Below are 13,514 nucleotides of genomic sequence, written 5' to 3' on the forward strand. Positions count from 1 at the left end.
ATGTTCGTATCAAATGATACGAACATCACACTGCTCTAGGGGTCAGCAGTTTATATTTTTTCTGAGTGCTTTTAGTTCTAAATTGTTACTATCAATGAAAAATTTCAGCTTACTTTTCCACTGCTTGTAAATCTTGATTACCATCTAGTTCTGATTTACCAGCAAGATGCTTTCGTTGTAAGAAATCCATACTTAAATATAACAAAGCCAAACTGATCACGATAATTGATACTAAGACAATCACTGCTTGCACAAAGGTATTGTAACCTAATCCCGAAGTCAAAGCTTCCCGAAAACCATTAATTGAATAAGTCATTGGCAAGTAAGGATGAATTACATTATAAAAATGACTCGTAATTGGCATAGGGAAAGTTCCACCAGAACCGCCTAATTGAAGCATCAACAAGACCATTGCTAAAAAGCGTCCTGGATTATCTAATAACATCGCCAAAAACATAATTAGGAACATCGACGTCAGCGAGAATAAAATGGCAATCGTAAAGTACTCGCCTAAATTATCTGGTTGCAGTCCACCGACTAACATCAAGCCTGCATTTAACACGCCCATTGCGACAGCAATCACTGCTCCCACACTAATTTTACTTAAGAACCATTGCCAAGAAGGTTTTCCTGTCTCAGAAACACGACGAATCGGATAAATAAAGTTAAAGACGATAGAACCAACATATAATGCCACTGACAATACATACGGTGCTAGCGCATGACCATAATTAGATACGCGGCTGTAATGATGCTGTTTAACCTTAGTCGGCGCAGCCATCATCTGAGCATTTTTAGTAGTTGGTTTAATTTGACTTAACGTCTGTGAACCTTGATTCAAGGCTTGACCTAATTGACCACTACCACTGAGTAATTGTTGCGCACCCGCGGTTAACGGCTCACCACTAGATGCCAGTTGGCCGGTGGCACTAGCCAACTGTTGCACACCTGAACCCAATTGCTGACTACCAGCATCTAATTGATCAATCCCGTTAGTTAATGTTGGTACAGATTGATTGAGTTGTGACAAACCACTAGCTAACTGATTAGCACCCGAGGTCAAACCTGCCTGTGTACCCGTACCATTTAAAGCACTTTGAATGCCTTGCACACCCGAGTTCAATTGGTTGATTGCCTGACTAGCACCGGGTAAAGCTAAGTTAGAAGCTTGTGCTAATTGTTGGACGCTACCTTGTAGTTGACCTAATTGACCTTGAATTTGTTGTAATTGCGGTTGTGCTTGTTGCACTGCTTGTAAGTTAGCTCCAATGCCTTGTGTAGCGGCACTGGCTGCCTGCAAATTACCAGCTACACTTTGTAAAGCTGGTTGCAAGTTACTGGAAGCACTACTATCAGTTCCTTGAGCTAAACCAGATTGTACCGCTTGACTAACAATAACTTGTTGATCAGCCGTCAGTGGCGTTCCTTGATTAGCTAATTCTTGATTGATTTGACCAATAATTGCTTGGGAACTGGTTGCCACATCAACTCCACTACCGGTATTTGTATTCAAACTGGCCAAAGTTTGACTAGCTTGTTGTAAATTACTACCAATCGTTTGCGTTTGGCTACCAATTCCTGCTAAATTATTTTGAAAATTACCTAAGGCACCAGTATTTGTTTGTTGTAAGGTTTGATTTAATTGTTGCAAACCAGAATTGATTTGAGGTAAAGCCGCAACAACTTGTTGTAATTGTGCTTGTTGACTGCCAGAAGCGCTCGCGCTCACAGCATTTTGTAACTGGGCCAAGCCGGAACTTAATTGATTAGCACCGTTACTTAATTGGCTGACACTGCTTGCTAGAGGTTGCACTTGTTGTTTTAATTGCGCAATCCCGTTCGTTAATGGCGCAACATTTAAACTCAAAGTTTGCACACCATCATTAACCTGGGATACTGCCGCCGTATATTGATTCAAACCATCGCTCAATGTGACCGTACCAACGTTGAGTTGACTAGCACCACTCGCTGCCTGTTGCATGCCATGGGTAATCACATTTAAACCAGCAAACATGGCCTGCGCATAAGCTTGAGTGACCGCAGATCGAACTTGAGAATTTAACTTAGTAACTCCCATCTGACTAATCACACTGCCAATATAATTCAAGGAATCATTAGTTTGGTATTGTAACTTCATTTTCTTAGGATGTTTGTCTAAAGCAGTTGCCGCATTTTTAGAAAAATCCTTCGGAATCGTCACCACTGTAAAATATTTTTGATCTTTCAGACCCTTTTTTGCTTGTTTAGCGGAGACAAAGCGCCAGCCTAACTGGTGATTTTTTTTCAATTTTTTCACCGTTTGCTGCCCTACCGCTAACTTTTTCCCCTCATAGTGCACTGGCTTATCTTCGTTAACCACGGCGACAGGAAGATGTTGCGTTTCACCATACGGATCCCAAACTGAACGCAAGAAGAAAATGGAATACAAAAAGGGAATTAATGCAATGGCAATCAATGAAATCCAAATCATATGGTGTTTGCCAATAAATTTCCATTCTTTTTTAATCATAAATAACAAACTACTCCTTATTAATTTCTCTTAGTTATTCAATAATTTCATTGAGCTGCAACGCCAGAAGTTCTTGAAATGACTGTTGGCGTTGCTTTTGTTCAGATGGTAAGAAACCCATCATTTCAATAGCGGTAAAGCCGAGTACCGCGCTAATAAAAGTTTGGACAAAATTCTTCGCATGCATATGCTTCAAATGCACCCCCGTGACCAATTTATCCAAGATTTGCCAATTACGGGCTGTCTTTTGATAAAACAGGCTATCATGACTAAAGCGATGGACTTCATAAACTAGTTCCACCAGTTTACCCTGACTTTCAAAATAATGATGGGCCACTTCCCCATACTTTTGAAACGCCGCTTTGCCGGACAGACCAAGCAAATTATCCATAAATAATTGATACAAATTGTCCATAAAGTCCGCACCAATCTGATTGATTAAATCTTGCAGATTCTTAAAGTAATTGTACAAAGTTTGCGAACGAATATCCAATTTTTGGGCGATGAGTGGAAATGATAGCGAACGAATGCCATCATCAAAAACGATTTGCTGCGCAACTTGAACAATCTGCTCCTTAGTTACACGTCGATTAACCATTTTCCATCTCCTTATATTTGTAAAAACAATATTACAATGTGTAATTTTAATATAAATTTTTTCGGCTTTCAAGCACAAAATCTTCAAACTTTCAAAATAGTTCTACCAAACAAAAAGTTCTATAATAATGAACATTGGAGGTTCTCTTATGATTCTAGAACGTAATAATTTTTTAAGTATTGACCAAATTGAAATGCAGATTAGTTCCGTCCTCATGAAAGATCAAGACATTGATCTCACTCAACTAATTAACCTATATATGTTACGCCGTTCTGCCATTAAAGAGATCGGCACGAAGTTAGAAAACTTAGATGATGAGTATTCCATCACGCACCATCACAATCCGATTAATCTCATTGAAGAGCGAATCAAAAGTCCCGCCAGTTTATTTGATAAACTAGAACGCAAACAGCTCCCTTATTCAATTGAAAGTATCAATAAAAACATGCTCGATATTGCTGGCATTCGTGTTATTACCAATTATCTGGATGATATTTTGCGCGTTAAAGAAGCCTTAATTAATCAAGACGACGTCAAATTAATCAAAAGCAAAGATTACTTAAATCACCCTAAACCTAACGGTTACCGTGGGTTGCACTTAGTTGTTAGTGTCCCGGTCTTTTTAGCCAATCAAACGCACAAAGATATTCCCGTAGAAGTGCAATTACGCACTAGCGGCATGAACATGTGGGCTAGCCTCGAACATAAATTACATTATAAAAACCTCACTAGTACCGCTAAAGCTGATACCTATACTGATAAGCTCGGCGAATACTCCCAGCGGATCAACGATATTGAAGTCGGAATGCAACAAATTGCTAAAGATTTAGATAAATAGTTCCTACAATATATTTTCACTTTTATCATGATCATTAATCATAAGGTTATCATCAGCCGAATTTATGAAAGTTATGTGACTATGCAAATTGCTTGAAGCCAAGTCTACTGGCCTGAAAATGTTCCTGATGAAATCGTTGAAGGTCATTTTTCCCATTTAGCTTCAGCAAAAGAGCGTTGTTCAACTTGGAAGTTGAACAACGCTCTTTGAATATTCCAATTATTTATCGGAGCCTTGATTAATCACCGAAAACATTGCCTGGCGGGCTTGATTAATTTGTTCAGCCGTAATTTCAATCTCAGTTGAGACAATATACTTAATCACAGAAATGGCATTAATACTAACCAACGACGACTGTAATGAATCCGGCGACCATTGATACTTTTGGTGTAATAATTCTTTAAAAGATTGCGCCAATTGACTCTCAAAATCTTGATGTTGTGAATAAAATTTACTATTAAATAATGCTTGAATCAACTCACGATGTTCAAAAAAATAATGAATGTGCTCAGCACTTTGGTTTGTGATCGCGTTGTCTAACACGTCCTTAGAATCTACAATAAATCTCTGACTTAATTTTTCTACTAAATCTTCTTTATCTTCAAAATAGTTATAAAACGTATTGCGATTAATCATTGCTTTTTGGGCTAATTGATTAATCGTTAATTTGTGATAGCCGTTTTTATTAACCAATTCTATAAAGGCCTCTACAATAGCTTTTATTGTCTTTTTTTTACGTAAATCCATATTTTCTCCTCAAATAGTGAGCACTTTGCTTAAAAATGTCGCAAAACGAACATTTTCAGAAAAATTAACTAATGATTTTTAATATTAATGTGGCTAAAATGGAACAATCACACAAGCAAAGGAGTTTTCACAAGTATGAAATTTTTCAATTTCTTAAAAGCTAAAGGCTTTTGGATTGCGATAATTGCTGCCACCTTAATGGTAACCTTTTTAGGCGGTATTCAAATCGGTGTCCGCAATAACGTAGCTGTTAAAAAATTACCCGTGGCAGTGGTTGATCTGGACAAAGGTCCCCAGTCCCAGAAAATCGCTGATAAATTACATGATGCTGGCACCAAAAAAGATGCCAAAATCAAATTTATTAAAAAAGATTCTGTTTCAACTGCCAAAAAGGCAATTAACGAACACAAGGCTTACGGAATTATTGTTTTCCCAAAGAATTTCTCACAAAAACAAAAACAAATTGGCACTTACGTACAGCAAGTGGCTATCGCCAGTATGACCAACAAGCCGGAGCCAGCTGCGCCACAGCCGATTAAAGTTAAAATCATTATTAGCCAAGGTTCGAACGTCTCAGCCAGTTCTGCTTTAACTACCGGCCTCCCGGTCTTAATTAATAAATTAAACGCAGGAATGAGTAAACAAATCAACCTACAACTTGCTCAAAAATCCGTTAAATTGTCACCACAAGCTTACTCCGCACTTAATAATTTAATGGTGCCCCAAGTTAAGAATATCAATAAAGTACCTGATAAATCAATGAGCGGCATGATGCCAATGATGACCACGGTCTTTATCTGGATTGGAGCCATGATGGGTAACATGATGCTATGGCGCTATTTGAAAGCCCAAACCAAGACCAAGCGTTTAACCACTAGATTAGTAGGACAGCAAGCTGTCTCTGGTATTTTATTAGCTGCTATTGTTACACTAGTAATTTACGGAATTAGCAGTGCCTTCTCCGTACCAATTCCAAATACTGGATCTTATCTCGGAATACTCTTTACCTCAGTCTTAGTCTTCTTCTATTTACTCAGTGCCCTCTTTGATTGGTTGGGGATGGGCGGTCAATTAATCGCAATGGCCGTTTGGATGTTATCAATGGCTGTTGCTGCTTATCCTAAGGAAGCCTTAACCGCATTCCAAAGAGACTTTATCTTTAGTTGGACCCCAATTAAATTCCCAATGGAAGCTTTAACCAATATTTTCTATCTACCTAATGGTAGCACAACTGGTAGTATGATGAGCATCATGGCCGTGATTGGTATTATCTGCTTAATTGTAATGTTCTTAGCTAGTCTAGGACAAAAAGATAAGACCGTCACTGCTTAGAATTAGCTATTTTCAGTCAGTAAAAAGAGTAGAACAAAAGTGAGCAACTTTTTGTTCTGCTCTTTTTTTGTATATAAATATGAGTTTAATAATGAAAATAACTACTAAAATTAAAGCAAAAGTACCTACTCTAGATAACCTGTAACAAACAATAATGGAACCCAGCTAGGCATCTGTAAATAAAACCAGGATGTTGGGATGATGCCGTTAATCTAGCTTTACAAATTCCAGCTAGGCATCTGTAAATAAAACCAGGATGTTGGGACAATAACATTAATTAATTTCTTTCATTACAATGGCAATTTTTAATTAGGTTTGCCAGCAATTACTTTTTTAAGTATACCAGCCGTTTTTAGGACAATTTTCTCCAAAAGAAAAAGATTGAATGTAAAAGCTTAAACAGCAAACTTCACTTCAATCTCTATTATTTCCAAAAATTAAAATTTCTACCGTCCGGTAAACGAACTAAACGTAATATGATAATACTTCCGAAAGCCCCAGCGAGCTGCATAAGCTACGATGGCAATTACTATTTCAGCCCAAGCTGGTAAAATCGGATTGAGGACTGGTGGGACAAGCACCGTTAACATCCAGACAAAGAACATGATCAACAAACCAATAATGATAATCAAAATGGTTTTCCAGAAAGGTTCGCGTTTGTGATCCTCTGCTAACATGCGTTTATTCAACCAACCGAATAAAACGCCCCAAACAATCGCAATCACTAAAATAGATAAAATTCCACTTTGGTTTTGCCGACTAGGATGCTTAATGAATAAGCTCATCACTCCATACATAATGGCAAAAATCGCTACAAATAACAAGGAATTATCCACCGCCATTTGCCAAGTCGGTGTATTGGAAGCTGTAGCCTTCGGCGCCTTTTTATGAATCAACGAATCGATTTTCGTCGTTACGGAACCATAAAGTTGGCGCGCCGGAATCCCCTTAATTTGATTATCAAGGACTTCTTGTAGCAAACCATCAACCAATGTTTGGGCTTGTTGTGGCGTTTTTCCTTGCTGTGTCAGCCCTTTTTGCAACCGAAATAAGTAATCTTCATTTTTATTACTTAGTTTTTGACGTAATTGTTCGGGCGTGGCATCTTTAATTTGCTCTTCAACTTCTAATTGATGTTCTCGTTTTTGAGTACGTTGCTGCTGTTGTTCTTGTTGGTGTTGTTGTGCTTGTTTATTTTTATCTCTGGGATCCATAGCTACTCCTAAACATTAAACCGGAATTCAATAATATCTCCATCTTGAACTACATAATCTTTACCTTCAAGCCGTAAACGTCCAGCTTCTTTGACTGCTTGCATACTACCATATTTGTCTAAATCGGCATACGAAACCGTCTCAGCTTTAATAAAGCCCCGTTCAAAATCTGAATGGATCACTCCAGCCACTTGGGGAGCTTTCATTCCTTGCTTAAACGTCCAAGCTCTGGTTTCTGGACCACCAGCCGTAAAGAACGTCGCTAAACCTAATAAATGATAGCTAGCACGAATCAACCGATCTAACCCGGATTCTTCTACACCTTCAGCTTCCAAAAAGACTTGGCGTTCATCATCATCTAATTCCGCAATTTCTTCTTCCGTTTTGGCTGAAATACCAATCACTTCTGCATTTTCCTTTGCAGCATAGTCTGCAACTTGTTGATAATATGGTGATTGAGTAGGATCGGCCATGTCATCTTCAGCAATATTAGCTACGTATAAAACTGGCTTGGCGGTTAATAAAAATAACCCCTTAACGATTGGCTGCTCTTCCTCACTGAAATCAATACTCCGCACGGCACCGCCTGCTTCTAAGACTGGTTGAATTTTTTGTAAAACGGCTAATTCTGCCACTGCCGCTTTATCTTTGGTGCGTGCTACTTTTTCAACTTTAGCTAAGCGCTTATTGACACTATCCAAGTCCGCAATACTTAATTCCAAATTAATCGTTTCAATATCATCCAAGGGATCAATTTTACCATTGACATGAGTGATATTATCATCAGCAAAGGCCCGCACCACGTGCACAATTGCATCCACTTGGCGAATATTTTCTAAAAATTTATTACCCAAACCTTCACCTTGGCTAGCACCCTTAACAATCCCGGCGATATCCGTAAATTCAAATGTGGTATGAACAATTTTCTTAGCGGGAATTAATTCATCAATCCGCTTTAAACGCGCATCTGGCACCTCAACCATCCCGACATTGGGATCAATAGTGGCAAAGGGATAATTAGCCATTTCTGCTCCTGCTTTGGTAATTGCATTAAATAAAGTTGATTTACCCACATTAGGTAAACCAACGATTCCTGCTGTTAAAGCCATGATCTAAACTCCTTATTAATTTAATTGATTAGGTATTTTTAGTTTTGCAGTTGCGATATAAAATTCTTCTTGAGCGGTTTTAACTTCGTGCTCTTTGGTAATAATTTTTTTGAATTTTTTATTAAATTCCGCCCGAGGCATCATCACTTGGTGGCCGCAGCCTAAACACCGGATCTTAATATCGGCACCTAAGCGCACAACCTCCCAGCGATTATAGCTACAAGCATGCGGTTTTTTCATTAAAACAATATCACCTAGCTGATACATATTGGCCCCCTTAATCAACAGAAATGTCTAATAAATCTAAAATTCGATTTAAATCTTTCGTCGAAGAAAAATCAATTTGAATTTTACCTTTACCATTTTTGCCATCGGTCACCTTCACACTAGTACCAAACTTATCAACCAACTGCTCTTCAGTGGCCCGAATGAAGGGAGATTTGGTTATTTTCTTTTTGGTTTTCACAGGTTGATTAGCCATTGCTTCTAATTGTCGCACAGTTAAGCTTTGTTGGACGGCCATCTTCGCTACTTGATCAATTTTTTGTGGATCTTTAAAAGTCAATAAAGTCCGAGCTTGCGCCATCGTCAATTGACCATTAATTAAGTATTGTTTCGTTTGGTTAGGCAAACTGAGTAGGCGTAAATAATTTGCAATATAAGGTCGACTCTTGCCCAGACGTTCCGACACTTGTTCCTGCGTTAAATGCAATTTTTCAATTAAAGTTTGATAAGCCTGTGCCTCTTCAATCGGATTTAAATCTTCACGCTGGAGATTTTCCAAAACGCCAATTTCCATCATTTGGCTTTCGTCTAATTGCCGAACAATGGCGGGAATTGTTTGTCGTTGAGCTATTTTACTAGCGCGAAAACGGCGTTCCCCCACTACAATCTGGTAACCATTAACACTTTTACGCACCACAATCGGTTGAAACACGCCATTTTCTTTGATTGATTGCGCCAATTCATTTAAAGCTTCTTGATCAAAGCTTTTACGTGGTTGATACGGATTGGGACGAATGGCTTCTAAGGAAATCTCAACAACATTTTCAGAACTAATTTCATTATTTTCAAAATCTGAAAAGATGGCATCAATTCCGCGACCTAAGCCGCTTCTCTTTTTATCGGGCATCGTTGTTCATAACCTCCTTGGCTAATTGCAAATAGACCTCCGCTCCCCGTGACTTACGATCAAAATCAATAATCGGCAAACCATAACTAGGAGCTTCGGCTAAACGAGTATTCCGTGGAATAATCGTTTTATAAACGTGATCTCCAAAATAACTTTGTACTTCCGTTACCACTTGGGTCCCAAGATTAGTTCGCGCGTCAAACATTGTTAACAACACACCTTCAATGGCTAAATCGGGATTAAAATGTTTTTGCACTAAGCGAATCGTATTTAACAATTGACTCAATCCTTCCAAAGCATAGTATTCGCTTTGTACTGGAATAATAATTGAATTGCTAGCAGTAAAAGCATTGATGGATAATTGCCCCAAGGAAGGTGGACAATCAATCAATACGTAATCATAATCAGTAGCAATCGAACCAACGGCCTCCTTGAGGCGGGTTTCACGGGCCATCATTGAAGTTAGTTCCATTTCGGCCCCCGCTAATTGAATAGTAGCGGGCACAATGTCCAAGTTTTTGCGCTGTGTATGCATAATTGTATCTTTCAAGGGCATTTCATTAATAATGACATCGTAAATATCTTGTGCCACATCAACTTTCTTAATACCTAAACCACTAGTGGCATTGCCTTGCGGGTCAATATCAATGACTAATACTCGCTGTCCTAGTTCAGATAAACAAGCACCCAAGTTAATGGTCGTCGTTGTTTTACCAACGCCACCTTTTTGATTGGCGAGTGAAATTACTTTAACCATGCTTGTTCTCCTTTTTAATTGTGATAATCATTTGGTATTCTTGGTCAGTTTCTGTTTCTTGGTAAACAAATTGTGCTCCATTTTTTCGCGCCAATTTCACTGAATCGCGCACAGTATTAATGGCTAATTGTGAACTTTTCGAAGTTAAGGCCCGAATTTTTTTATGCTGCTTAGCAGGCGCTGGTTGTTGCTCTTTTTGAATTAAACGCTCCGTTTGTTGCACCGTTAGGTGTTTAGCTTGAATCTGCGCTAATAACTGACTTTGATGCGCAACCGGTACTTGTAATAAGGCACGGCCGTGACGTTGAGAGATTTGCCCCTGGGCTAAAGCCGTTTGCACGGTGGGGGTTAAGTTTAATAAGCGAATTTTATTAGCGATATAAGATTGACTCTTACCCAAATGTTTCGCCAAATCCTTTTGCGTCAAATGATTCATTTGCATCAAATTTTGATAAGCTTTTGCTTCCTCAATCGGATTGAGATCTTGTCGTTGCAAATTTTCAATTAAAGCTAATGAGGCCGACTGTTGGTCATCATAATCGCGTACAATGGCCGGAATTTTGGACCATTGTAGCTGACTAATAGCGCGAAAGCGCCGTTCACCAGCAATTAACTCATACTTTTGATCAGCTGTTAACCGCACAATAATTGGTTGCAATAAACCATTAGTAGCAATAGACTGCGCTAACTCTAAAATTTTCTCATTATCAAATTTTTGCCGTGGCTGATAGCGATTAACAATCACTTGTGCTAACGGAATTTCTTGAACTTGGTCCGTTTTGGTAGGGCCATTTTTCTCTTTAAAGTGTTCCCAAAATGACACTCCGTACTCCTCCTACTATGACAAAAACTCTTATAACGGTTGTTTCGTGGGCGTTCCGGGCTTGCGGGGATATTTAGCTGGTGTCTTATGGATTTTTTTGATTAAAATTAATTCGCGTAACCCCGCTTGCTCCGGCAATTGCCATTGTTGTAATTTAGTAACTTGACCACCTAAAACCTGTAAAGCATTTTGTGCTTGATCAAGTTCATTTTGTGCTTGTTGAGACTTTAAAGCAATAAAAGTCCCCTCTAACTTCACCACTGGCAAACACAATTCTAATAATGCGGGTAACTTAGCCACCGCGCGCGCCGTCACAAAATCAAAGTGTTCCCGATAATCTTTTTGGCGGCCAAATTCTTCTGCACGCGCATGAATCAACTGGACATTATCTAACCGGAGAGTTTGCACGACTTGCTCCAAAAAATTAATCCGTTTTTTCAACGAATCGACAATTGTTAACTGCAACTGAGGATTAATAATTTTTAAAACTAAGCCTGGAAAACCAGCGCCAGAACCAATATCGGCTAAACTCACAGCTTGTTGTAACTGTGGTTGCACCAAGAGAGCTACTGCCGAATCATAAAAATGCTTAACATAAATTTCAGCGGGATCGGTAATACTCGTTAAATTAACCACTTTATTGGTCTGAATTAATAAATCTAGGTATAGCTGAAATTGGGTCAATTGTTGGGATGACAAATTAACCCCTTCCTTACTTAAGGCTTGTTGAAATTCTTGCGGACTCATGTAAACTCCTCACGTGAAACATAGCTTATGTTTCACAATTATCCTATCTTAATTAGCTAGTAAACGCAATAACTGTCTACTATTATACATGTTTTTTTAACAAACATTATAGTAAAATTAACCCCAAGAATTAGCTCTTTTTCCGCAGCTGTCTGGAATCAAAGTTTTATAGAAAGCAGGACTTTTATGTTACCTTTTTTACGTTTAACCCAAAATAATGATTTACAGCAAATTCAAACCCTCATTACCGCCGCGCAACAACTTCTCGCAAAAGATCACATCAACCAGTGGCAAGATGGCCATCCTAATATTCGTCAAATCCAGCAGGATATCACTCAACACGCCAGTTGGTCGTTATGTTTACAACAACAAGTTGTTGGTACTGCAGCGCTAATTAATGGCCCTGATCCTAATTATCAAACTTTAGCCAATAACAACTATCACAGTCATGAGCCTTATGCTGTTATTCACCGCTTTACCGTTAATCCACAGTTTAGCGGCCAACAGCTGGGCCGTTATCTCATGTCTAATTTAATCACGCAAGTTTATCAACAGGGTTACCAAAATTTACGCATTGATACGCATCCGCAAAATCTACGCATGCAACATTTAATTGAACAAACTGGTTTTCAAAAACGGGGAACGATTGAATTGCTAGATAACCAACATGCTTTGCGGTGGGTTTATGAATTAAATTTGTGAGTTACATCAAACTGTACTGTTTTAGAAACTGCATCAATCTGAATTTGTGCTCCCAAAACAGTAGGCAACATTGGCACTGTGTGACAACTATCATAATCATAAATAATTGGTAAGTCAGGATTATTAAGGACCTCTTGTAAAATATCAATGGGGCGATGGTGACTTTGTTGGTCGTCAAACAAGGCGTGCTTTCCCAAAATAATACCGCCAATTCGGTCAAAGACTCCCGCTATTTTTAGATGCGCAAAACTACGTTCCACCGTCGCCGCATCTTTTTGTGCATCTTCCAGTAATAAAATGTCACCTGTTTGCAGCCGTGGAAAATATTTCGTACCAAAAATCCCCGCCATGGTATTTAAATTGCCGCCTATCACGCGACCTGTTAAATAAGGAGTTACTGTATAATGCCAGTGATTAGCATGGCGCTTTTTAGGGTGTTGCCACTTCTCCCAATTAATAGCTTCCTCACTCCAATATGGACGTTGGTGTAAAGTTACCGTTGTACTAGCCTGTAAAACAGCTAATAAATCTTGCCACATCAAATCCACATACGGTGGCCATTCACCAAAGGAAGCCACCACTGCCGGACCATAAATCACCCGACAATTGGGAGCCTGTGCTTGCACAGCTAAAAGTAAGGCTGTCGTATCCGAATAACCGATAATCGTCTTGGGATGCCGATTCAAATAAGAAAAATCCACATAGGGTAACACTGAATTAGTATTATTGCCACCAATGGCGGCCATTAAAATAGGGATATCGTCCCGATAGATTAATTCGTTAATTTCCTGTGCACGCTGCCGAATTGAGCCCGAACGATAAAACTCACTTTGTCCGGTTAATGCCCCTGCCACTACCGAAACACCTTGTTGTTTTAAGAAATTAACCGCTCGTAAGTAGCGCTGAGGTGCGCGTGCACTAATGGGTGTTGAGGCTGAAAACATTCCTATTTTCATATTTTTCACTTTCTTTTATGATTAAACATGAATATTAAATAAGAGATTAG

General features: G+C 38.9%; 14 protein-coding genes. 3 read left to right on the forward strand and 11 right to left on the reverse strand.

The features are described 5' to 3' along the window. Positions 1 to 109: 109 nt before the first annotated feature. Complete coding sequence (locus AC3B5S_RS04110; RefSeq protein ID WP_489790106.1) at positions 110 to 2,509, reverse strand: YhgE/Pip family protein; 2,400 nt, start codon at positions 2,507 to 2,509, stop codon at positions 110 to 112. Between the two features lie 34 nt (positions 2,510 to 2,543). Beyond that, the gene (locus tag AC3B5S_RS04115) at positions 2,544 to 3,107 is read right to left on the reverse strand and encodes a TetR/AcrR family transcriptional regulator (protein WP_489756956.1); all 564 of its coding nucleotides are present in this window, start codon (positions 3,105 to 3,107) and stop codon (positions 2,544 to 2,546) included. A 148-nt stretch (positions 3,108 to 3,255) separates the two neighbouring features. Between AC3B5S_RS04115 and AC3B5S_RS04120 the strand changes: the two genes are divergently transcribed. After that, entirely contained in the window at positions 3,256 to 3,945 is a 690-nt protein-coding gene (locus tag AC3B5S_RS04120; protein WP_489790107.1) for a GTP pyrophosphokinase, read from the forward strand. 219 nt (positions 3,946 to 4,164) lie between these two features. Here AC3B5S_RS04120 and AC3B5S_RS04125 read toward each other — a convergent pair whose 3' ends face one another. Then, positions 4,165 to 4,692 (reverse strand): TetR/AcrR family transcriptional regulator, encoded by a 528-nt coding sequence (locus AC3B5S_RS04125; RefSeq protein WP_489756954.1) that lies wholly within the window; start codon positions 4,690 to 4,692, stop codon positions 4,165 to 4,167. 135 nt (positions 4,693 to 4,827) lie between these two features. Between AC3B5S_RS04125 and AC3B5S_RS04130 the strand changes: the two genes are divergently transcribed. Then, positions 4,828 to 6,024 (forward strand): YhgE/Pip domain-containing protein, encoded by a 1,197-nt coding sequence (locus AC3B5S_RS04130; protein ID WP_489790108.1) that lies wholly within the window; start codon positions 4,828 to 4,830, stop codon positions 6,022 to 6,024. 446 nt (positions 6,025 to 6,470) lie between these two features. On the opposite strand, the gene AC3B5S_RS04135 is transcribed toward AC3B5S_RS04130, so the two are convergent. Genes AC3B5S_RS04135 through rsmG form a run of 7 tightly spaced genes read right to left on the reverse strand, consistent with a single transcriptional unit; the run spans position 6,471 to position 11,806 of the window. After that, positions 6,471 to 7,238, reverse strand: a complete 768-nt coding sequence (locus AC3B5S_RS04135) for a DUF1129 family protein (protein ID WP_489790109.1) — start codon at positions 7,236 to 7,238, stop codon at positions 6,471 to 6,473. A gap of 8 nt (positions 7,239 to 7,246) precedes the next feature. Next, complete coding sequence (ychF, locus tag AC3B5S_RS04140; protein ID WP_489756951.1) at positions 7,247 to 8,347, reverse strand: redox-regulated ATPase YchF; 1,101 nt, start codon at positions 8,345 to 8,347, stop codon at positions 7,247 to 7,249. A gap of 15 nt (positions 8,348 to 8,362) precedes the next feature. Next, positions 8,363 to 8,614, reverse strand: a complete 252-nt coding sequence (locus AC3B5S_RS04145; protein ID WP_489756950.1) for a DUF951 domain-containing protein — start codon at positions 8,612 to 8,614, stop codon at positions 8,363 to 8,365. Positions 8,615 to 8,624: 10 nt separating this feature from the next. Next, the gene (locus tag AC3B5S_RS04150) at positions 8,625 to 9,479 is read right to left on the reverse strand and encodes a ParB/RepB/Spo0J family partition protein (protein ID WP_489756949.1); all 855 of its coding nucleotides are present in this window, start codon (positions 9,477 to 9,479) and stop codon (positions 8,625 to 8,627) included. After that, positions 9,469 to 10,236 carry a ParA family protein gene (locus AC3B5S_RS04155; RefSeq protein WP_489756948.1) on the reverse strand — a complete coding sequence of 256 codons (768 nt, stop codon included), beginning with the start codon at positions 10,234 to 10,236 and terminating at the stop codon, positions 9,469 to 9,471. Before AC3B5S_RS04155 ends, AC3B5S_RS04150 begins: the two co-directional genes overlap by 11 nt. Next, positions 10,229 to 11,059: a nucleoid occlusion protein gene (gene noc, locus AC3B5S_RS04160; protein ID WP_489790110.1), complete on the reverse strand. Its 831-nt coding sequence runs from the start codon at positions 11,057 to 11,059 to the stop codon at positions 10,229 to 10,231. The genes AC3B5S_RS04155 and noc overlap by 8 nt, the downstream gene beginning before the upstream one ends. A 30-nt stretch (positions 11,060 to 11,089) precedes the next feature. Next, positions 11,090 to 11,806: a 16S rRNA (guanine(527)-N(7))-methyltransferase RsmG gene (gene rsmG / locus AC3B5S_RS04165; RefSeq protein ID WP_489790111.1), complete on the reverse strand. Its 717-nt coding sequence runs from the start codon at positions 11,804 to 11,806 to the stop codon at positions 11,090 to 11,092. Positions 11,807 to 11,992: 186 nt separating this feature from the next. Between rsmG and AC3B5S_RS04170 the strand changes: the two genes are divergently transcribed. Next, the gene (locus AC3B5S_RS04170; RefSeq protein WP_489790112.1) at positions 11,993 to 12,508 is read left to right on the forward strand and encodes a GNAT family N-acetyltransferase; all 516 of its coding nucleotides are present in this window, start codon (positions 11,993 to 11,995) and stop codon (positions 12,506 to 12,508) included. Here the strand turns inward: AC3B5S_RS04170 and AC3B5S_RS04175 are convergent. Continuing rightward, entirely contained in the window at positions 12,490 to 13,464 is a 975-nt protein-coding gene (locus AC3B5S_RS04175; protein WP_489790113.1) for a S66 family peptidase, read from the reverse strand. The two genes, AC3B5S_RS04170 and AC3B5S_RS04175, sit on opposite strands and share 19 nt — an antisense overlap. Positions 13,465 to 13,514: the final 50 nt, after the last annotated feature.

The sequence above is a fragment of the Bombilactobacillus sp. ESL1094 genome (genome assembly GCF_058107425.1).

Excerpts from the sequence above, each read along its gene's own strand:
- AC3B5S_RS04170 (WP_489790112.1), top strand. The coding sequence starts at position 11,993 with ATGTTACCTTTTTTACGTTTAACCCAAAATAATGATTTACAGCAAATT.
- AC3B5S_RS04135 (WP_489790109.1), bottom strand. The coding sequence starts at position 7,238 with ATGGATCCCAGAGATAAAAATAAACAAGCACAACAACACCAACAAGAA.
- AC3B5S_RS04120 (WP_489790107.1), top strand. The coding sequence starts at position 3,256 with ATGATTCTAGAACGTAATAATTTTTTAAGTATTGACCAAATTGAAATG.
- AC3B5S_RS04130 (WP_489790108.1), top strand. The coding sequence starts at position 4,828 with ATGAAATTTTTCAATTTCTTAAAAGCTAAAGGCTTTTGGATTGCGATA.
- rsmG (WP_489790111.1), bottom strand. The coding sequence starts at position 11,806 with ATGAGTCCGCAAGAATTTCAACAAGCCTTAAGTAAGGAAGGGGTTAAT.
- AC3B5S_RS04150 (WP_489756949.1), bottom strand. The coding sequence starts at position 9,479 with ATGCCCGATAAAAAGAGAAGCGGCTTAGGTCGCGGAATTGATGCCATC.
- AC3B5S_RS04155 (WP_489756948.1), bottom strand. The coding sequence starts at position 10,236 with ATGGTTAAAGTAATTTCACTCGCCAATCAAAAAGGTGGCGTTGGTAAA.
- AC3B5S_RS04175 (WP_489790113.1), bottom strand. The coding sequence starts at position 13,464 with ATGAAAATAGGAATGTTTTCAGCCTCAACACCCATTAGTGCACGCGCA.
- AC3B5S_RS04125 (WP_489756954.1), bottom strand. The coding sequence starts at position 4,692 with ATGGATTTACGTAAAAAAAAGACAATAAAAGCTATTGTAGAGGCCTTT.
- AC3B5S_RS04145 (WP_489756950.1), bottom strand. The coding sequence starts at position 8,614 with ATGTATCAGCTAGGTGATATTGTTTTAATGAAAAAACCGCATGCTTGT.
- ychF (WP_489756951.1), bottom strand. The coding sequence starts at position 8,347 with ATGGCTTTAACAGCAGGAATCGTTGGTTTACCTAATGTGGGTAAATCA.
- AC3B5S_RS04110 (WP_489790106.1), bottom strand. The coding sequence starts at position 2,509 with ATGATTAAAAAAGAATGGAAATTTATTGGCAAACACCATATGATTTGG.
- AC3B5S_RS04115 (WP_489756956.1), bottom strand. The coding sequence starts at position 3,107 with ATGGTTAATCGACGTGTAACTAAGGAGCAGATTGTTCAAGTTGCGCAG.